General features: G+C 35.9%; 12 protein-coding genes. 3 read left to right on the forward strand and 9 right to left on the reverse strand.

The genetic code is table 11. The features are described 5' to 3' along the window. Positions 1 to 42 precede the first annotated feature (42 nt). Positions 43 to 1,923, reverse strand: coding sequence for a tRNA uridine-5-carboxymethylaminomethyl(34) synthesis enzyme MnmG (mnmG, locus tag GJV85_RS11835; RefSeq protein WP_207561588.1), 1,881 nt, complete (start codon positions 1,921 to 1,923; stop codon positions 43 to 45). Between the two features lie 286 nt (positions 1,924 to 2,209). Between mnmG and GJV85_RS11840 the strand changes: the two genes are divergently transcribed. The 3 genes from GJV85_RS11840 (at position 2,210) to recQ (ending at position 5,452) form a co-directional block, all read left to right on the forward strand. Beyond that, complete coding sequence (locus tag GJV85_RS11840) at positions 2,210 to 2,896, forward strand: tetratricopeptide repeat protein (protein ID WP_207561589.1); 687 nt, start codon at positions 2,210 to 2,212, stop codon at positions 2,894 to 2,896. A 155-nt stretch (positions 2,897 to 3,051) separates the two neighbouring features. After that, the gene (gene ribE, locus GJV85_RS11845; RefSeq protein WP_207561590.1) at positions 3,052 to 3,666 is read left to right on the forward strand and encodes a riboflavin synthase; all 615 of its coding nucleotides are present in this window, start codon (positions 3,052 to 3,054) and stop codon (positions 3,664 to 3,666) included. Between the two features lie 10 nt (positions 3,667 to 3,676). Continuing rightward, the gene (gene recQ / locus GJV85_RS11850; RefSeq protein WP_207563190.1) at positions 3,677 to 5,452 is read left to right on the forward strand and encodes a DNA helicase RecQ; all 1,776 of its coding nucleotides are present in this window, start codon (positions 3,677 to 3,679) and stop codon (positions 5,450 to 5,452) included. 21 nt (positions 5,453 to 5,473) lie between these two features. Here the strand turns inward: recQ and GJV85_RS11855 are convergent, their stop codons facing one another. The 8 genes from GJV85_RS11855 to GJV85_RS11890 all read right to left on the reverse strand — a co-directional run bounded on the left by GJV85_RS11855 (position 5,474) and on the right by GJV85_RS11890 (position 15,638). Then, positions 5,474 to 7,426, reverse strand: a complete 1,953-nt coding sequence (locus GJV85_RS11855) for a sensor domain-containing diguanylate cyclase (protein ID WP_207561591.1) — start codon at positions 7,424 to 7,426, stop codon at positions 5,474 to 5,476. 69 nt (positions 7,427 to 7,495) lie between these two features. After that, entirely contained in the window at positions 7,496 to 8,248 is a 753-nt protein-coding gene (locus GJV85_RS11860; RefSeq protein ID WP_207561592.1) for a tRNA (5-methylaminomethyl-2-thiouridine)(34)-methyltransferase MnmD, read from the reverse strand. Between the two features lie 20 nt (positions 8,249 to 8,268). Further along, positions 8,269 to 9,789 (reverse strand): sensor domain-containing diguanylate cyclase, encoded by a 1,521-nt coding sequence (locus tag GJV85_RS11865; RefSeq protein WP_207561593.1) that lies wholly within the window; start codon positions 9,787 to 9,789, stop codon positions 8,269 to 8,271. Between the two features lie 15 nt (positions 9,790 to 9,804). Beyond that, positions 9,805 to 10,317: an S-ribosylhomocysteine lyase gene (gene luxS / locus GJV85_RS11870; protein ID WP_207561594.1), complete on the reverse strand. Its 513-nt coding sequence runs from the start codon at positions 10,315 to 10,317 to the stop codon at positions 9,805 to 9,807. Between the two features lie 168 nt (positions 10,318 to 10,485). After that, positions 10,486 to 11,121 (reverse strand): HAD family hydrolase, encoded by a 636-nt coding sequence (locus GJV85_RS11875; protein ID WP_207561595.1) that lies wholly within the window; start codon positions 11,119 to 11,121, stop codon positions 10,486 to 10,488. Between the two features lie 12 nt (positions 11,122 to 11,133). Next, entirely contained in the window at positions 11,134 to 13,269 is a 2,136-nt protein-coding gene (locus GJV85_RS11880; RefSeq protein ID WP_207561596.1) for a response regulator, read from the reverse strand. Between the two features lie 50 nt (positions 13,270 to 13,319). Then, the gene (locus GJV85_RS11885) at positions 13,320 to 14,822 is read right to left on the reverse strand and encodes a peptide-binding protein (protein ID WP_207561597.1); all 1,503 of its coding nucleotides are present in this window, start codon (positions 14,820 to 14,822) and stop codon (positions 13,320 to 13,322) included. Positions 14,823 to 14,885: 63 nt separating this feature from the next. Then, positions 14,886 to 15,638 (reverse strand): carbonic anhydrase, encoded by a 753-nt coding sequence (locus GJV85_RS11890; protein ID WP_207561598.1) that lies wholly within the window; start codon positions 15,636 to 15,638, stop codon positions 14,886 to 14,888. Positions 15,639 to 15,651 lie beyond the last annotated feature (13 nt).

Below are 15,651 nucleotides of genomic sequence, written 5' to 3' on the forward strand. Positions count from 1 at the left end.
TATTAATTATTAATTCAAGTTCTTTTTTTAAAAATTTGTAATTTACTTAGCATCTCTTTTTGCAATTTTGATATAAATGTGTAGTATCTCAATAGCCGCTGGCGTTATACCACTAATGTTCATTGCCGCCTGAAGAGTTGGTGGAGCAAAGCTTTTTAGTTTTTCTTGAACCTCTTTTGAGAGCCCACTTACTTTTGTAAAGTCAAAGCCTTCTGGAATGGCGATTTTAAGATACTTTTTCATTCTCTGTATCTCTTCGCTTTGCTTATCTATATAGCGAGCGTATTTCCCTTCAACGAGAATTTCCTCTTTTATATAATCATCAAATTTTTCTAGTTCAGGCATAATTTTAAGCATCTTTTGCACGTCAAAAGTTTTTCTTGCAACAAGTTGTTGCGCTGTTGAGACATCTTTTAAAGGTGGCTCATCCATAGATTCCAAAAGTGCGTTAAACTCTTTATTTGGAGTAAATTTTGTATCTTCTAAAAGCTGCGCTCCATACCTAATCTGCTCATCTTTTAACTTTATTCTCTCATATTCTGCATCTGAAATTAGTCCCAGTTCATGGCCATATTTACCAAGCCTCGTGTCTGCTGATTCTTCACGAAGCAGAAGTCTATACTCCGCACGTGAGGTAAACATCCTATAGGGCTCATTTGTCCCTTTTGTAACAAGGTCGTCTATTAAAACACCTATATATGCTTCATCGCGTCTAAGCACCAAAGGCTCTTTTCCTTGGAGTGAAAGTCCTGCGTTTATACCAGCCATAATACCTTGAGCGGCTGCTTCTTCATAACCAGTTGTACCGTTAATCTGACCGGCGCAATAAAGTCCACTTATCTTTTTAGTCTCTAGTGAGTGTCTAAGCTCGCGTGGATCTACAAAGTCATACTCTATTGCATATCCATAACGTACTATTTTTGCATTTTGCATTCCAACAACCGAGTGAATCATCTCGCGTTGAACTTCTGGAGGGAGAGAAGTTGAAAGGCCATTTATGTAGCACTCCGTATTGTCCCTCGTTTGTGGTTCTATAAAAAGGTGGTGTCTCTCTTTATCTGCAAATTTACTTACTTTATCCTCGATACTCGGACAGTAACGCGGTGAATTCCCCTCTATCTGGCCGGTAAAAAGTGGTGCACGGTAAAAGTTTGAAGAGATAATCTCATGCGTAAGAGGATTTGTATATGCGATGTAGCAAGGAAGTTGCACCTTATTTGCACGAAACTCTTCACGATTAGTTCTAAAAGAAAAAGGGGATGGCAACTCATCACCACCCTGCTCTTCCATCACAGAGAAGTCAATAGTTGAGCTATCTATACGTGCACAAGTTCCTGTCTTTAAACGCGATAAGTTTAGCTTAGCGTCGTTCTTAAGTGAAGCAGAGAGACCTTCACTTCTCTCCTCTCCATAACGCCCGGCTTTTTTTTGAATCTCACCAACGTGAATGATTCCATTTAAAAAAGTTCCTGACGTTATGATGACTTTAGAAGCCATATACTCATTTAAGAGATCAGTCTTTACTCCTTTAACCACATCTTTTTCAATGATTAAAGACTCAACCGTCTCTTGAGCTAAGGATAAGTTTGGAGTATTTAAGATGACGTTACGAGCGATAACTCTGTACTTGTCCATATCTATCTGAGCGCGAGATCCACGAACTGCTGGACCTTTTGTCTGGTTAAGTATGCGAAACTGTATACCCGCTTCATCGGTAATAAGACCCATCTGCCCACCAAGAGCGTCAAGTTCACGAACCAAATGCCCTTTTGCAAGTCCACCAACAGCTGGATTACAAGAAGTAGCGCCTACATTTTCCGCAAGCATAGAGATTAAAAGAGTTTTATGTCCCATTCTTGCCGCTGCAAGGGAAGCCTCAACGCCAGCATGACCACCACCAACTACTATTACATCATAATTCATTATTTATATCCTATCTGATTTCTTGCGACTGGTTTATATAAGTGGCTGCATTAGCGGATTTTGACAATCAAAAAAGAATTCAAGGATGAATTCTGATTTTCAACCCTCGCAGAAATCACAGGATGTGATTTCGAGAATGAGCTGATGAAGTCACTTATATAAACTTACAACTTTTTATTAAACCGAATTTTATCATTTTTGAGTATCATTTGCATAATATAAACAAAATTAGTAAAGAAAATCAAACTACTTTTAAAAAACTAATCAAAACAAAAAATGAGGTCACATGATAGAAGAAGCAAACGCAGCTTATAATGCAAAAGATTATGACAAAGCATTTAAGTTATTTACAGAGCTTGCAGAGCAAGGAAACGCAGATGCGCAGACGTCTTTAGGGTTTATGTACCAAAACGCTCAAGGGTGTGAGCAAAATGAAGCGAGAACACTAGAACTTTATACTGCAGCGGCAGAGGCAAAACAGCCCTATGCCCTTTTTAACCTTGCAATTTTGTATGAAAATGGAATTGGTGGCGTTGAACACGACCAATTTAAAGCGCATGAACTACATATGGAAGCAGCAACAAGAGAAGTTCCACCCGCTATGTATGAAGTAGGATTAATGCTTGAACGTGGCCTTGGCTGTATGCAAAACTACTCAGAAGCTGCTTTTTGGTACGAAGAGGGGGCTAAACGCGGACACTTACAGTGCTTTAATAACCTTGGCGTTTTATATAAAGAGGGTCATGGTGTGCCTAAAGATGATGCAAAATGTTTTATCTGCTTTACGCGAGCGGCCAATGGCGGTCTTGCTCAAGGTTACTATAATCTAGGTCTTCTGTACGACCAAGGTGTAGGGTGTGAACAAGATAATGATAAAGCGCTCGACTTATGTCGTAAAGCGGCATATGCAGGACATGAAAAAGCAAAAGAGATCATCAAAGGCCTTCAAGAAGAGGGTAAAATAGTCTTTTAGGTTTGATACATAAATCGGAACAAGTCCCGATTTACTTCGCTTCACCACACTTATGCTTTAGCAACGATGGTGTCGTCATTTAATGACAGAGCCGCTGAGGCACTAAAGCTTGCCTCTTTGAGGCAGATAAAACTTTACGATATTAAGGAAAACATTTGTTTACAGGACTAATAAGAGAAATTGCAACTGTTAAAAGCTTAGTTGGAAGTACTCTGAGCGTCAAAGCTAAACATCAGGCCTCCCTTGGTGATTCTATCGCTATAAATGGTGCATGTTTGACGGTTATTAAAGTTGCACATGATGGATTTAGCGTTGAGTTATCTCCTGAGTCACAAAGTGTCCTTGCGATGGAGAACTATAAAAACGAAGTACATATAGAGCCTGCTATGATGATGGGTGATAGATTTGAAGGTCACATCGTCCAAGGTCATGTTGATACTATTGGAACTGTAAAAGAGATAAAAAACAGTGGAAACTCTTTTGACGTTTATATAGAAGTAGATAAAAAATCTATCCCCTTTTTAGTTCCTAAAGGCTCTGTAACCATAGATGGAGTCAGTCTTACTATAAATGACGTAAACGCTAATGTTTTTAGACTGACTATCATCCCACATACGATGAAAGAGACGCTTTTTAAGAACTATAAAAAAGGCTCAAAGGTCAATGTTGAAACAGATATGTTTGCCCGCTATGTCTCTCATATAATCACTCATCAAAAACAGACTACTCTCTCTTGGGATGAAGTAGACGCTATAAACACTAGCTATTAGGAAAACTCTTATTAAACACCAAGTACTAAAAGATAGCTTTGGACACAACAGCTTTAGAGAACTTCAAGAGGATGGTGTTGACGCCATCTTAGAGAACCGCGACCTCTTAATGATACTGCCAACTGGTGGTGGAAAATCTCTAGTCTTTCAGCTCCCTACACTTATGATGGATGGGATAAGCATAGTTGTCTCTCCTCTTATAGCTCTCATGCAAGACCAAGTAGCAGCCCTGCAAGCTCAAAATATTGCTGCTGCTATGATCTCATCAGCTCAAAGCTTTGATGAAGTAGATGAGATCATTCACTTAGCTCAAACCAACAGGCTCAAGTTTTTATACCTCTCTCCTGAGCGTTTAAATAACGGCTCGACTATCAATATGCTCCACTCACTCAAGATAAACTTTTTTGTCATTGACGAAGCGCACTGTATAAGCCAGTGGGGGCATGAGTTTCGTGATGATTATAGAGCTCTTGGAAATTTAAAAGAAAATTTTCCTCACACTACCATAGCTGCGTTTACCGCCACTTCTACAGATAATGTAACCTCAGATATACTCAGAGAACTTCGCATGGAAAATCCCCTTTTACTCAAGGGAAAAATCTTTAGAAAAAACCTCTTTATATCTGCTCAAAGAAGAATAGCTAATGGCCATGCACAACTTAAAAACTTTCTCTTAAGACATGTCGATGAGAGTGGCATCATCTATGTAAGTTCTCGAAAAAAAGCCGAAGAGTTGAGCTCATTTTTAAATGTAAATGGCTATAAGTCTCTTCCTTATCACGCAGGACTTCCTCAACACGTTCGTGAGCAGAACTTCAAAATATTTGTCAATGACAAAGTTGACATCATGGTAGCTACCATCGCATTTGGAATGGGAATAGATAAGAGCGACATTCGCTTTGTTGTGCATATGTCCCTTCCAAAATCTCAGGAAAATTATTACCAAGAGATAGGACGAGCGGGACGTGATGGAGAAGATAGTGAAGTCCTACTTCTATTTAACGCAGCCGATATGGTAATGCAAAAACGATTTCTTTTAGAGATAGAAAACGAAGAGTATAAGACTCATCTAGATCAAAAAATAGACAAGATTTATAGCTATGCCACAAGTGAATTATGCTTTCATAAACAACTTGCCGAGTACTTTAACGATACGCTTGATGAGTGTGGCGATAGATGTGACAACTGCTTAAACTCTGATGATAAACGCCAAGATATAACCAAAGAGGCCCAGATGCTTCTAAGCGCTATCTACAAAAGTAACCAGAGTTTTGGAAAGAACTATATCATAGATATACTCAGAGGCTCAAAAGAGCAAAAACTCTTAAGTAATGAAGCAGATAAACTATCGGTCTATGGTATTGGAACTCATTTGAGTAAAAAAGAGTGGTTTGTCATACTAGAGCGTTTAGTAGAGTTAAAGATACTTTCGCTTGGTGAGTTCAGCGTTCTAAAACTCACTAATAGTGCTATAGAGATACTCAAGTCTCAAAAGCAAGTAGATATTAAATCTTCGCGTTTAGACATAGATGTAAAAGAGAAAAAAATCAAACAAGAAAAAGAGTTTGACTACGATGACGAACTTTTTGAGACTCTTCGACTTAAACGCAGTGAACTTGCAGCTGAGCTTGGCGTTCCAGCTTATTTAATATTTAGCGATAAAACACTCAAGCACTTAGCAAATGACAGACCTGTTGACAAGCTCTCTATGCTTGAAGTAAATGGCATAGGGATGAAGAAGTATGAGCAGTTTGGTGAAGAGTTCTTAGAAGTTTTAAACTCTTAAAAAAAGAGTTTTTAATCCTTTTTAATTAAATCGTACACAGTCCCTTCCACCATCTTTTGCTTCATAAAGAGCATCGTCTGCCCTTTTAATGAGCTCATCTTTGGAATCATTAGCATGAAACTCGCTTACGCCAATGCTTACTGTCTGCTTACCAACATCTTTAAAAATATGGTTGGCGATTAACTCTTTTAATTTGGTAGCAATTTTTATCGCTCCCTCTTTAGTAATCTCTGGCAGTAAAACTACAAACTCTTCACCACCCCAACGTCCAAACTTATCAGTGATGCGTATGGACCTAGAGATTATCTCTGTTATCTCTTTAAGTACATAATCTCCCTTGTCATGTCCATAAGTGTCATTCACCTTTTTGAAGTGATCAACATCAATCATAAGTAGAGCAAAAGCCCTTGCATATCTCTTATAATTTGCTATCTCTATATCAATCTCTTCATTTATTTTATGTCTGTTGTAGATTCCCGTAAGGGTATCTCTTGTTGCTAATGTTTTGAGCTTACTCTCAAGTTCCATTCTATTGGTTACGTCCTGTGCTGTAACTATAAAGTTATTTATCTCACCCTCTTCATCTCGCATTGGGGTGATTGTCATCTCTTGATAAAAATTTTGCTTATCTTTTTTAGTATTAATGATTATCTCTCGAAATATATTACCACTAAGTACAGTTGTCCATAATTTTTTATAAACTTCATCGCTATTGTGTCCTGACTTAAAAATTTTAACATGCTTACCGATGAGTTCTGATTTTTTATACCCTGTATGTGCTACAAGTGCTTCATTTGCATATTTAATAATTCCATTCAAGTCGACTATGCTTACAAGCTCATCCGTTTGCTCAACTGCTTGACTCAAGAGCTCAACTCTTTTTTTAATATTTACAACATCAGTGATATCAACAAAAGATACAAGAGCTGTTTTTTTTCCTTTATAGTTAATTATGCTTGAGCTTGCCCTTGCAATAATCTCTTTGCCACTTTTAGAAACAATGCCAAAATTATCATACTTAACAGTTGCTCCGCTTCCATGAATACGACTTTCTAGAAGCTCTTTAGTCTTCTCTTGCAGCTCTGGTCTTACTAACTCCCAAAGCGAGAGTTTATGCAATTCATCACGACTATAACCTGATAACTGACACGAGAGATCATTAGCGTAGACTATCTTTTCATTGTACATGAATATACCCACAAGGGAGCTCTCTACTATACTTCTAAACTTACTTTCACTATCGATTAAAGCTTTTCGTTCTTCATTTCTTTGAGAGATATCCTGTGCAATAACAATAAAAACCTCTTCATCCTCTAGCTTCATTTTATGGAGTCTAATTTCTACATCATAGACACTCCCATCTTTACGTTGATGGAGTGTCTCAAAAACTAAATGCTCTACTTCATTTTTCAATAAAGGTTTCATAAGTTTCATAAACTGTTTTTTGTTATATTGAGGTTTAAGATCATAGGGACTTAGTGTTTTAATCTCTTTGAGTGTATAACCGATATTTTTATGTGCAGACTCATTCATATAGGACATTTTAAATGTCTGAGCATCAAAGATATAGACCTCATTCATACTATTTTCAACAATAGTGGAGAGGGATTTAATCTGTTTATCTTTAGTCAAACTAAGACTTTCATCACTATACGAAACAATGATGTCACCATTTTCTAGTCTATTGACTAAATTTTTTCTCCATCCACTGATACGCTCATCTTCATAAAAGTTTATCTCTAGCTCTTTTTCAACGCCATTTTTATGTACATCCAAAAGCACATCAAAGAGTCCAAATCTTTTTATACCTGGAAAAACAGCACTTAACTTTTTATCTAAAACATCATCTAGCTCTAAGTTTTCTGTCTTAAGCGCAGATTTGTTAAAACATATAACTCTGAAATCATTCTCTTCGTAACGATATATTGCTATATTTATAGGTAAATTATCTAAAATTGTTCTAAGTTCTTGCATGCTTAATATCCATATCTATTTAGTCTACTATCATTTTATCAAAAAAACTTATAATGATATATAAATCTTTTAATCCATTAGAGGTTTGATACTAGGATTGCAAGATATCTTATGCTCCATATCCACATAATCAAAAAAAGTTAGCTGGCTAAGTGATGCAACCGTAGCGGCTCTAAAGCTCTCTCCCTTATTTAAATAGATATTAAATCCATTCTCATACAGAGCGAGTCGTGTCTGCAGGGCTATTGAGTAAGTTGTCAAAACACCCTCTTTTTTTATGGCGTTTGCTATGTCTTTAAAGTACTCTTTTGTCCAAAGAGTGGGATTTGTAGTTGGAGAAAAGGCGTCTTGATAGACTATGTCAAATTTGTTTTGAAATCTTCTTACATACTCTCTTGCATCACCTAAAAAGAGTTCTATATATAGAGTGTCATCTTCATAAACGCCATCTATAGAGATGGCGTTTATTATCTCCCTAAATTGTTCAAACTCTTGAGGATAAGAAAAACTTGTAAGTGACTTTATCAAAGAAGCATCGAGTTCTGGTGAGTATATTTTTAGTTTTGTTTGTGGAGAATTTTGTTTATAATATAAAAGAGTACAAAGAGTGTTAAAACCCAAGCCATAACAGATATCTAAAATAACAACTTCATCTTTATTGCTAAGTGATTTAAATGCAGGTATGACATGTTTTTCATAGGACTCTTTTAGAGCCCCATCTTTTGTGGAGTGATAATGCTCATCATACTCTTTAGAGTAAGCAGTATAAGAGCCATCTTCACTGAGTGTCAGAGTATGTGTTTCATCATTAAAGTTTTTCAATTATGACTTAACTTTAAGCACTATGCGTCTGGGGAGATACTATCGTAAACAGCGACTTGGTTCCTGCCGTTTTCTTTTGCCGCATAAAGAGCTGCATCGGCTTTTTTATAGAGCACATCTAAGTTATTTATATCTCCATCTGTACATGTTACTAAACCACTAGAGATGGTTAAAAAATCCGAAGCGTCGTTCTTTTTATGCTCAACTGCCTCAAGAAGAAGAGCCTCTTGAAGTCTACTGACTCTTTCTAAGAGGTCTTCTTTTTTGTTATGAGTTATGAGTACGGCAAACTCCTCTCCACCTATACGAAAAGAGAGTTCACTTGCTCTTTGAAATGTTGACTTTATCACTCTTGCAACTGTTTTAATTGCCTCATCTCCAGCTTGGTGGCCATAAGTATCGTTATAGCGTTTGAAAAAATCTATATCCATCATAAGCATACTAAAGCACAAGCCTTCGCGTTTAGCTCTATTTATCTCGAGTAAACCTTGCTCATTAAAATATTTTCTATTGTAAAGACCAGTAAGTTCATCCGTGACAGCAATGTTTGCAAGATTATCTGCCATCTCATTAATCTGAAGTTCTCTTTTTCTACTCAGTACTTTCCACATAACAAGCAGAAGTACCGTAAAGACTCCTATACTAATAGAGAGTATCAGCATCATTTTTATAAAAAGTCCTCTCTCAAATGTAGCATTTGTCAAAAATATAAAATAACCAATATCTGTACCTTGAATATCTTTTATAGGATTCACTGATGTATGGTAGTATTTCTCATTCATCTCAATATGTAAATCTATCTCCATATTTTCAGCACATAGCTTTTGCATCTCATCTGGAACAGCAACAGTATTATAAACGATATAATAATCTTTAGTCTCAACACAATCGTGAATCTCTTGCATTATATGCGTGGATGCATCCCTATATATCTCTTTCTTAACAGCCATCAAAACTTCAACATCAATGATTTTAGAGATAGCACTCATTATCTTATCTATCTCTTTACCAAGCTCTATATAGCCTATTAATTTACCATCAACAAACCAAGGATGAACATTGCGTAGAGTAAAATTCTTTTTGATACCAAACTCAAGTCCACTAAAAGGTTTTTGTAGGAGTTTTGCTTGCTTAAAAGTATATCTATCAACTATATCTGAATGGCGATTTTTATCATGCACTCTTAAGATAACTTTTCCGTTGATATCTAGAAAATATAAATGTGTAACATCCATTTTTTCATTTAATCTATTATATATTGGTTGCATAAAATCGAAAAGTTTATCAGTTTTCTTGGAGAGAAATAGCTCTTGTATCTCTTTATCATACTTAAGCAACTCTATAAGTACATCAAAGGCATTTACATTGTTTTTTACACGATTTGTAAACTCCTGTTCAAAATTAGGAGCACTCATCATCTTTCGCTCTTCTATTGCAGCGAACTGTAAATATAAAACTATTGAAAATACAGATGCAGCCACGATAAGTATGCTTATACTTACCGGAATAAAAAGATTGAGTTTATAAGATTTTGAGTTCATAGATTTAGACTAATCTTAGTTTATCTGTTTGAGTTTTTTTGCACTTAACTGAAGTGCATCATTATCCATAACACCTATTTTATGACTAAGAATATCATTTGCAATTTTCTTAGCATTTTTAAGTGAGTGCATTTTATATGTTCCACACTGGTAGAGGTTCAACTCAGGAATATCACTTTCACTTTTTACTTCTAAAACATCTTTCATAGATTTTTTCCATGCTTTTGCTACTTTTTTCTCAGCTGGTTTTCCAAGCACAGACATATAAAAACCTGTACGGCATCCCATAGGAGAGAGGTCGATTATCTCAACGTCTTTGGCGTTTAAGTGATTACGCATAAAACCTGCAAAAAGGTGTTCAAGAGTATGTATACCCTTTCCATCCATTAAGCCTTCATTTGGCTTGTAAAAACGCAGGTCATAAACGGTAATATCATCTCCTGATGGAGATTTCATTCCCTTTGCACGGCGAACTGCCGGTGCTGGCATGATAGTGTGGTCAACTGTAAATGAGTCTAGTAATGGCATATTTATAATTCCTTAATTGTATTTCATAAAATGAAGGAAACCTCCATCTTATACTCCCGTAAAGGAATAAAATCCCTTTACTCCGCTTGCGCCGCATGAGACGACTAAAGTTATTTAATTACAGATATTTTAGCGAAAAAGTTTGATTGTAAATTGAAGTCATTTTCTCTATGCTCTATTTTGCAAAAACTTCACAGCTTCTAATGCATTATCAAAGATGATATCCGTATGTTCTTGTAGTGTTTCTAAAGTGTCATACCCACTCAAAACTCCTATGGATTTTACACCTGCGTTTTTAGCACTAATGAGATCGAGTTTAGTATCCCCTATCATCCATATCTCTTGCTCCTTCGTATCAAAAGATTCTAGTGCTTTTAAAATAGGCTCTTCATGTGGTTTTGGATTCTCAACATGTTCTCTTCCTATCAAAACTCTAAAGTACTCCATAAGTTTTAAATGCTCCATAATCACTTGAGAATACTTTCCTGTTTTTGTAGTAACTATACCTAAAGAAGCAAAGGAGTGAGCTAGCATTACCGCTTCTCTAGCAGACTCTATAAGATATGTCTTTTGTGTAGATATCTTTTGATAATACTCTTTATAAGTGTTCACATAATCCCAGACAACGTCTTTCTTAACCCCAAGTTCACCATACATCACATCTAGGGGATACCCTATAAGAGCTTTTATATCTTCATCGCTTGGACATTTAGCCTCATAAGTATCAAAAGTGTGGTGAAAACCCTCTAAAATTGCATCCGTTGAGTCTATGAGTGTTCCATCTAAATCAAAAAGTATTATCAATTAAAAACTCACTTATATATCTTTAGTGTATAACGCAATAGAGTTGTTGAGTTTTTGAATCTCAACCGAGTAATCTTGAACAAACTTAGGAAGAAACTCATACTTTTTATAAAGGAGTTGCTTGTGCATCTCTGTTGCTAAAGTATTCATATCATATGCACATATAGAGCCAGAGAGACCTTTTAAGTCTAGACATAGCATTTTAGCTTGCTCATATCGATGATCTTCAATCAACTCAGCAAGGAACTCATCACTTTTTCCATATGCATCCTTAAACTCCATCAGTAACTCTTTATAGAGCATAGTATTTCCTTCTATCTGCTCAACTCCATGCTCTATATCTAGTCCATCATAAGATACTTTCTCTTGGATACCCTCATCTGTCTCCTCCACTACTTCGCTTTTTTGCATAAACATGCTAAATGCACTAAAGAGTTTCTCTTTTTTGAGTGGTTTTGCGATGTAGCCGTTCATTCCAGAGTTAAACATCTGTCTTACTTCGTCTGTTGATGTAAGTGCACTTAGTGAGATAATTGGTAACATATCAAACTTAGGATTTTCACGAATGATTTGTGAAGCTGTATAGCCATCCATAAGAGGCATATTTATATCCATCAGTACTAAGTCAAACTCTTTGTCGGAGTTAACAATCTCTACGGCCTCTTCACCATTGTTTGCTATGGTAATGCCTATACCTGATTTTCCCAAAAGACTCACAATTACTTTTTGGTTGATTAGATTATCTTCAACAAGGAGTAGTTCTCTACCTTTAAACTCAGAAAATCTCTGCAGTGTAACATTTGGAGTACTGTCAAAAACACCCCTGTTTACTTTTAGTTTTTGAGTCCTAGATGCATGTTTAGTCTCATCTAAGAGATCTTTTTTCTCTTGAGGAATGTAAGCTTCACTGAGTATATGGTAAATTCTCTCTTGAGTAAATGGTTTGTTCAGGTGTTGCACATCTAAGCCATCTATGTTTAGAGTTGAAGAGCTAAAGAAATTCTCAACTGAAACAACCTTACAATCACTCTCTTTTAAACTTGCAAGTGCTTTAGTTGTGAAGAGTCTCTCATCAATTACCACCATATCATACATGGAAAAGTCATATAAGTTTTGAAGGTACTCGTTTCTATTTTCTACTTTAACGCTGTACTTGAAGTTTAAAAATATCTTCTCTAATGCGAGTGCAGAATCTGGGTTATCATCTACAACTAAAACTTTTTTATTTGCCAATCTTTTGTCAAGCTGTCTTCTGTACTTTTTCTCAGTATCTTTTGCTGAATGAAAAGGAATCGTTAAAGAAAACTCAACATTTTTACTCTTGGTATTTTTAACACTTAACTTGCCGTCCATAAGCAGAGATAAATCTTTAGCGATAAAAAGTCCAAGTCCCTCATACTGGTTTGTCTCTTCGTTATAGTTGTAGTTAAATAGAGACTCATCAACATCAAATTTAATATCCGTAGTAATAGTAAAGTTGAGTTTTTTCACTAATGAAAACTCATTTACCTTTGTCACATGCATGAGTGTCTTTCTTGATTTGTTATACATACTATACTCAAGAATATTTCGTAAAATATTACCAAGGTTCAGAGTGTCACCCATAAGTATGTAGGGAATATCGCTATCTACATCATAAATAAGTTCGACATTAGAGTTCTTAAAATCATTTATCAGGCTACCCGAGATATCATTTAAAAGGTTTACAAATGTAAAGTTGTTATTTACTATTTCAACTTTTTTAGATTTTAAACGCAAGAACTCTATTAAGTTCCCTGTCATGTCATAAAGTTTTTTCTCTGAATCCATAACTTTTACTAAATCTCTATCTTGAGGATTCTCTTCTATTTTTTGAGATAAAAGTCCCTCTTTACTGACCACATCTTGCACTACGCTATAGATATTTTCACTCATATCAGAGATTATTTTATCTTGAGCGTCCTTGATGACGTTTTGTCTCTCTTTGACTTTAGAGTACTCTTTTTTTAACTTTATAAACTGATAAGAGGAGGATATAAGTGCTATAAGACTGGCAATACTTAGCAGTATCCAAAGAACTCTTTCAGAGTCGTTCATAAATGTCTGGTCAATTAACTCTTGAGAGAGAAGTAGCGTACTCATGCTGAGAAAGATAAAAAGGTATTTCATTTTCATGCCTTAAAAATTAGGTTTGCTTATTGTACTGAAAATAAGTTTTACTAATCTTTAGTCCACTCAATATAGTTATGCCATATACCGCCAAGAGCTGGTTTTATATTTTTTACATTCTTATTTACTGCTGATATCTCATTTGGAATATACAAAAAAAGATAGGGATTATCATCTGTTATAAGCTCAAACATCTCCTGCCAAACAAGAGAGAGTTTCTCTCTATCTATCATACTTTGAGACTTCTCAATAAGCTTGTTCACCCTAGGGTTATCATAGCCTACAAGATTAAATCCGCCCTTTGTATCACTATCTTTATGCCAAAAAAGGTATGGATCTGGCGTTGGCGAGAGTCCCCAGCCTAAAAGAACCGAGTCAAACTTATGAGGAAATACGACCATATTTAAAAATGCTTGCCACTCCATAACACGAAGATTTACCACTACTCCTGCTTTTTTTAACTGATGCTGTAAAACTTGTGCTGCATAAGGGCGAACTGGCGATGAGTTTGAAGTAACTATCTCAAATGTAAAAGGATTATTCTCATCATAGCCTGCCTTTTTAAGAAGTCTTTTTGCCTCTTGTATATTTGGCGTTGGAACTTTTACACTCTCGTTAAACGCAGAAGTTCCCGGCAAAAAAGGGCCACTGCATACTTTTGCATGTTTAAAAAAAAGTATATCTACTAACTCTTGTCTATCTACCGCTAATGAGAGTGCCTTTCTTACATCAGGATTTTTGAACTTTTCTACTCTAAGATTAAATCCAAGATAAGTATATGAGAGACTAATTTTCTCATAAATGTTAAACTTGTCAAAAAAGTCTTTATCGAGTTGTCTCTCATAAGCCATTGGCTCAACTCCACCAATGTCAAGTTCAGATGACTTGAGCATCAAAAAACGGGTCATCTGGTCTGCGATGACATGAAAAGATATCTTATCTATTTTAGCCCTGCCCTCAAAGTACTCATCAAAAGCGCTCAGTTCTATATTTTTTGAGTACTCAAGTTTTGAGAGTCTATATGCTCCTGTACCTATGGGGTTTGTGTTAAAGCTTGAGCTCATAAAGTTTTGCTCATCCCTTAAGATATGTTCAGGCAGTATTCCCATCATCCAAGTCTCTAAGGCTTTAAAATAGGGTTTAGTATACTTTACTTCTACTCTATACTTATCTAACACCTTTACACTCTGCACAAAACGAAAACCAGTGCTGTAGGGTGAAGATATTTTATCAGATATAAGGACTTGGTATGTAAAAAGAACATCTGCTGATGTAAACTCCTCCCCATCATGCCACTTTACACCTTTTTTCAGCTCAAACACTAATGTTTTATCATCAAGAAAATAAAATTTCTCTGCCAAATCACTTATAATATTTTTAGAGTCTTTATCAAACTTTACGAGACCATTAAATAGATAACCAGCTATTAAAGAGGAGCTAGAGTCAGTTGCTAGGATGGGGTTTAAACGCGATGGATTTGATGATGTCGCTAGGTGGAGCGTTGATGCAAAATAAAGGGTATAAGCAAATACTAGTAGGAAGATGGCTCTCATTCATTTACCCTCAAATTATAATTGAGGGTATTATATATCAATAGAGTTAATGTAGAAAAGCTCTTAGTTAGCTTCTACTTTTCTGTCGTGAAGTTCTTGAACTGGGCGTTCATTGTCAACATAAAACTTTCTAAAGTGTTCTATCTGCTCTTTTGAAGCAGTTATAGGTTTTTTCAATAAGTACCACTGTACATTTTCAGAACATGGTGGTGTCGTTAGAGAACCTATATAGTGATAGTAGTGAGAAGTATCTAAAGGCATGAAGTCTTGTGGATCAATCTTTACAGTTGAGCCAACATTATTTATAATTTTTTCTAAAACAACACTTTTTTCTCCCGCTTCAAAGAAAACTGCTACAACAGCAAGTTGCTCTGTTTTAGGGTTTTGATGAACCATATGAGCGACCATATCAAAACGCTTGCCATCTATAGTATGCTCACTCTTACCATGAAAGTGAAACTGTAAAAGATTAAAATCTTCGCCATGAAGAGTAATCGCTCCACCATGCTCAGGAGTTACTTTTATAGAGTGCCCATTATCTATAACTTTTGCCATACCTGTAATATCATCATGCATACTTAAATCATACTCATGATTCATAGACATAGTCTTACCTGGAATAATATTTATAGGTGATTGGTGAATCCCCTTGCCGCATGTTTTGGAAAACTCCTCCCAATGGGCAGGACCATTATGACTTCCATAATCCCAATGCTTGTCGTGTGCTGAAGCTTCTTTAGGTTTTACATTCTGCGAACCATTACATCCAACTAATGCTAATGTTACTATAGCTGTTGCTAAAAGTGTTTTTTTCATATACTTTCCTTAA

Source organism: Sulfurimonas aquatica, assembly GCF_017357825.1.
Taxonomy (GTDB): Bacteria; Campylobacterota; Campylobacteria; order Campylobacterales; family Sulfurimonadaceae; genus Sulfurimonas; species Sulfurimonas aquatica.

Excerpts from the sequence above, each read along its gene's own strand:
- mnmG (WP_207561588.1), bottom strand. The coding sequence starts at position 1,923 with ATGAATTATGATGTAATAGTAGTTGGTGGTGGTCATGCTGGCGTTGAG.
- GJV85_RS11840 (WP_207561589.1), top strand. The coding sequence starts at position 2,210 with ATGATAGAAGAAGCAAACGCAGCTTATAATGCAAAAGATTATGACAAA.
- GJV85_RS11855 (WP_207561591.1), bottom strand. The coding sequence starts at position 7,426 with ATGCAAGAACTTAGAACAATTTTAGATAATTTACCTATAAATATAGCA.
- GJV85_RS11865 (WP_207561593.1), bottom strand. The coding sequence starts at position 9,789 with ATGAACTCAAAATCTTATAAACTCAATCTTTTTATTCCGGTAAGTATA.
- luxS (WP_207561594.1), bottom strand. The coding sequence starts at position 10,317 with ATGCCATTACTAGACTCATTTACAGTTGACCACACTATCATGCCAGCA.
- GJV85_RS11880 (WP_207561596.1), bottom strand. The coding sequence starts at position 13,269 with ATGAAATACCTTTTTATCTTTCTCAGCATGAGTACGCTACTTCTCTCT.
- GJV85_RS11885 (WP_207561597.1), bottom strand. The coding sequence starts at position 14,822 with ATGAGAGCCATCTTCCTACTAGTATTTGCTTATACCCTTTATTTTGCA.
- GJV85_RS11890 (WP_207561598.1), bottom strand. The coding sequence starts at position 15,638 with ATGAAAAAAACACTTTTAGCAACAGCTATAGTAACATTAGCATTAGTT.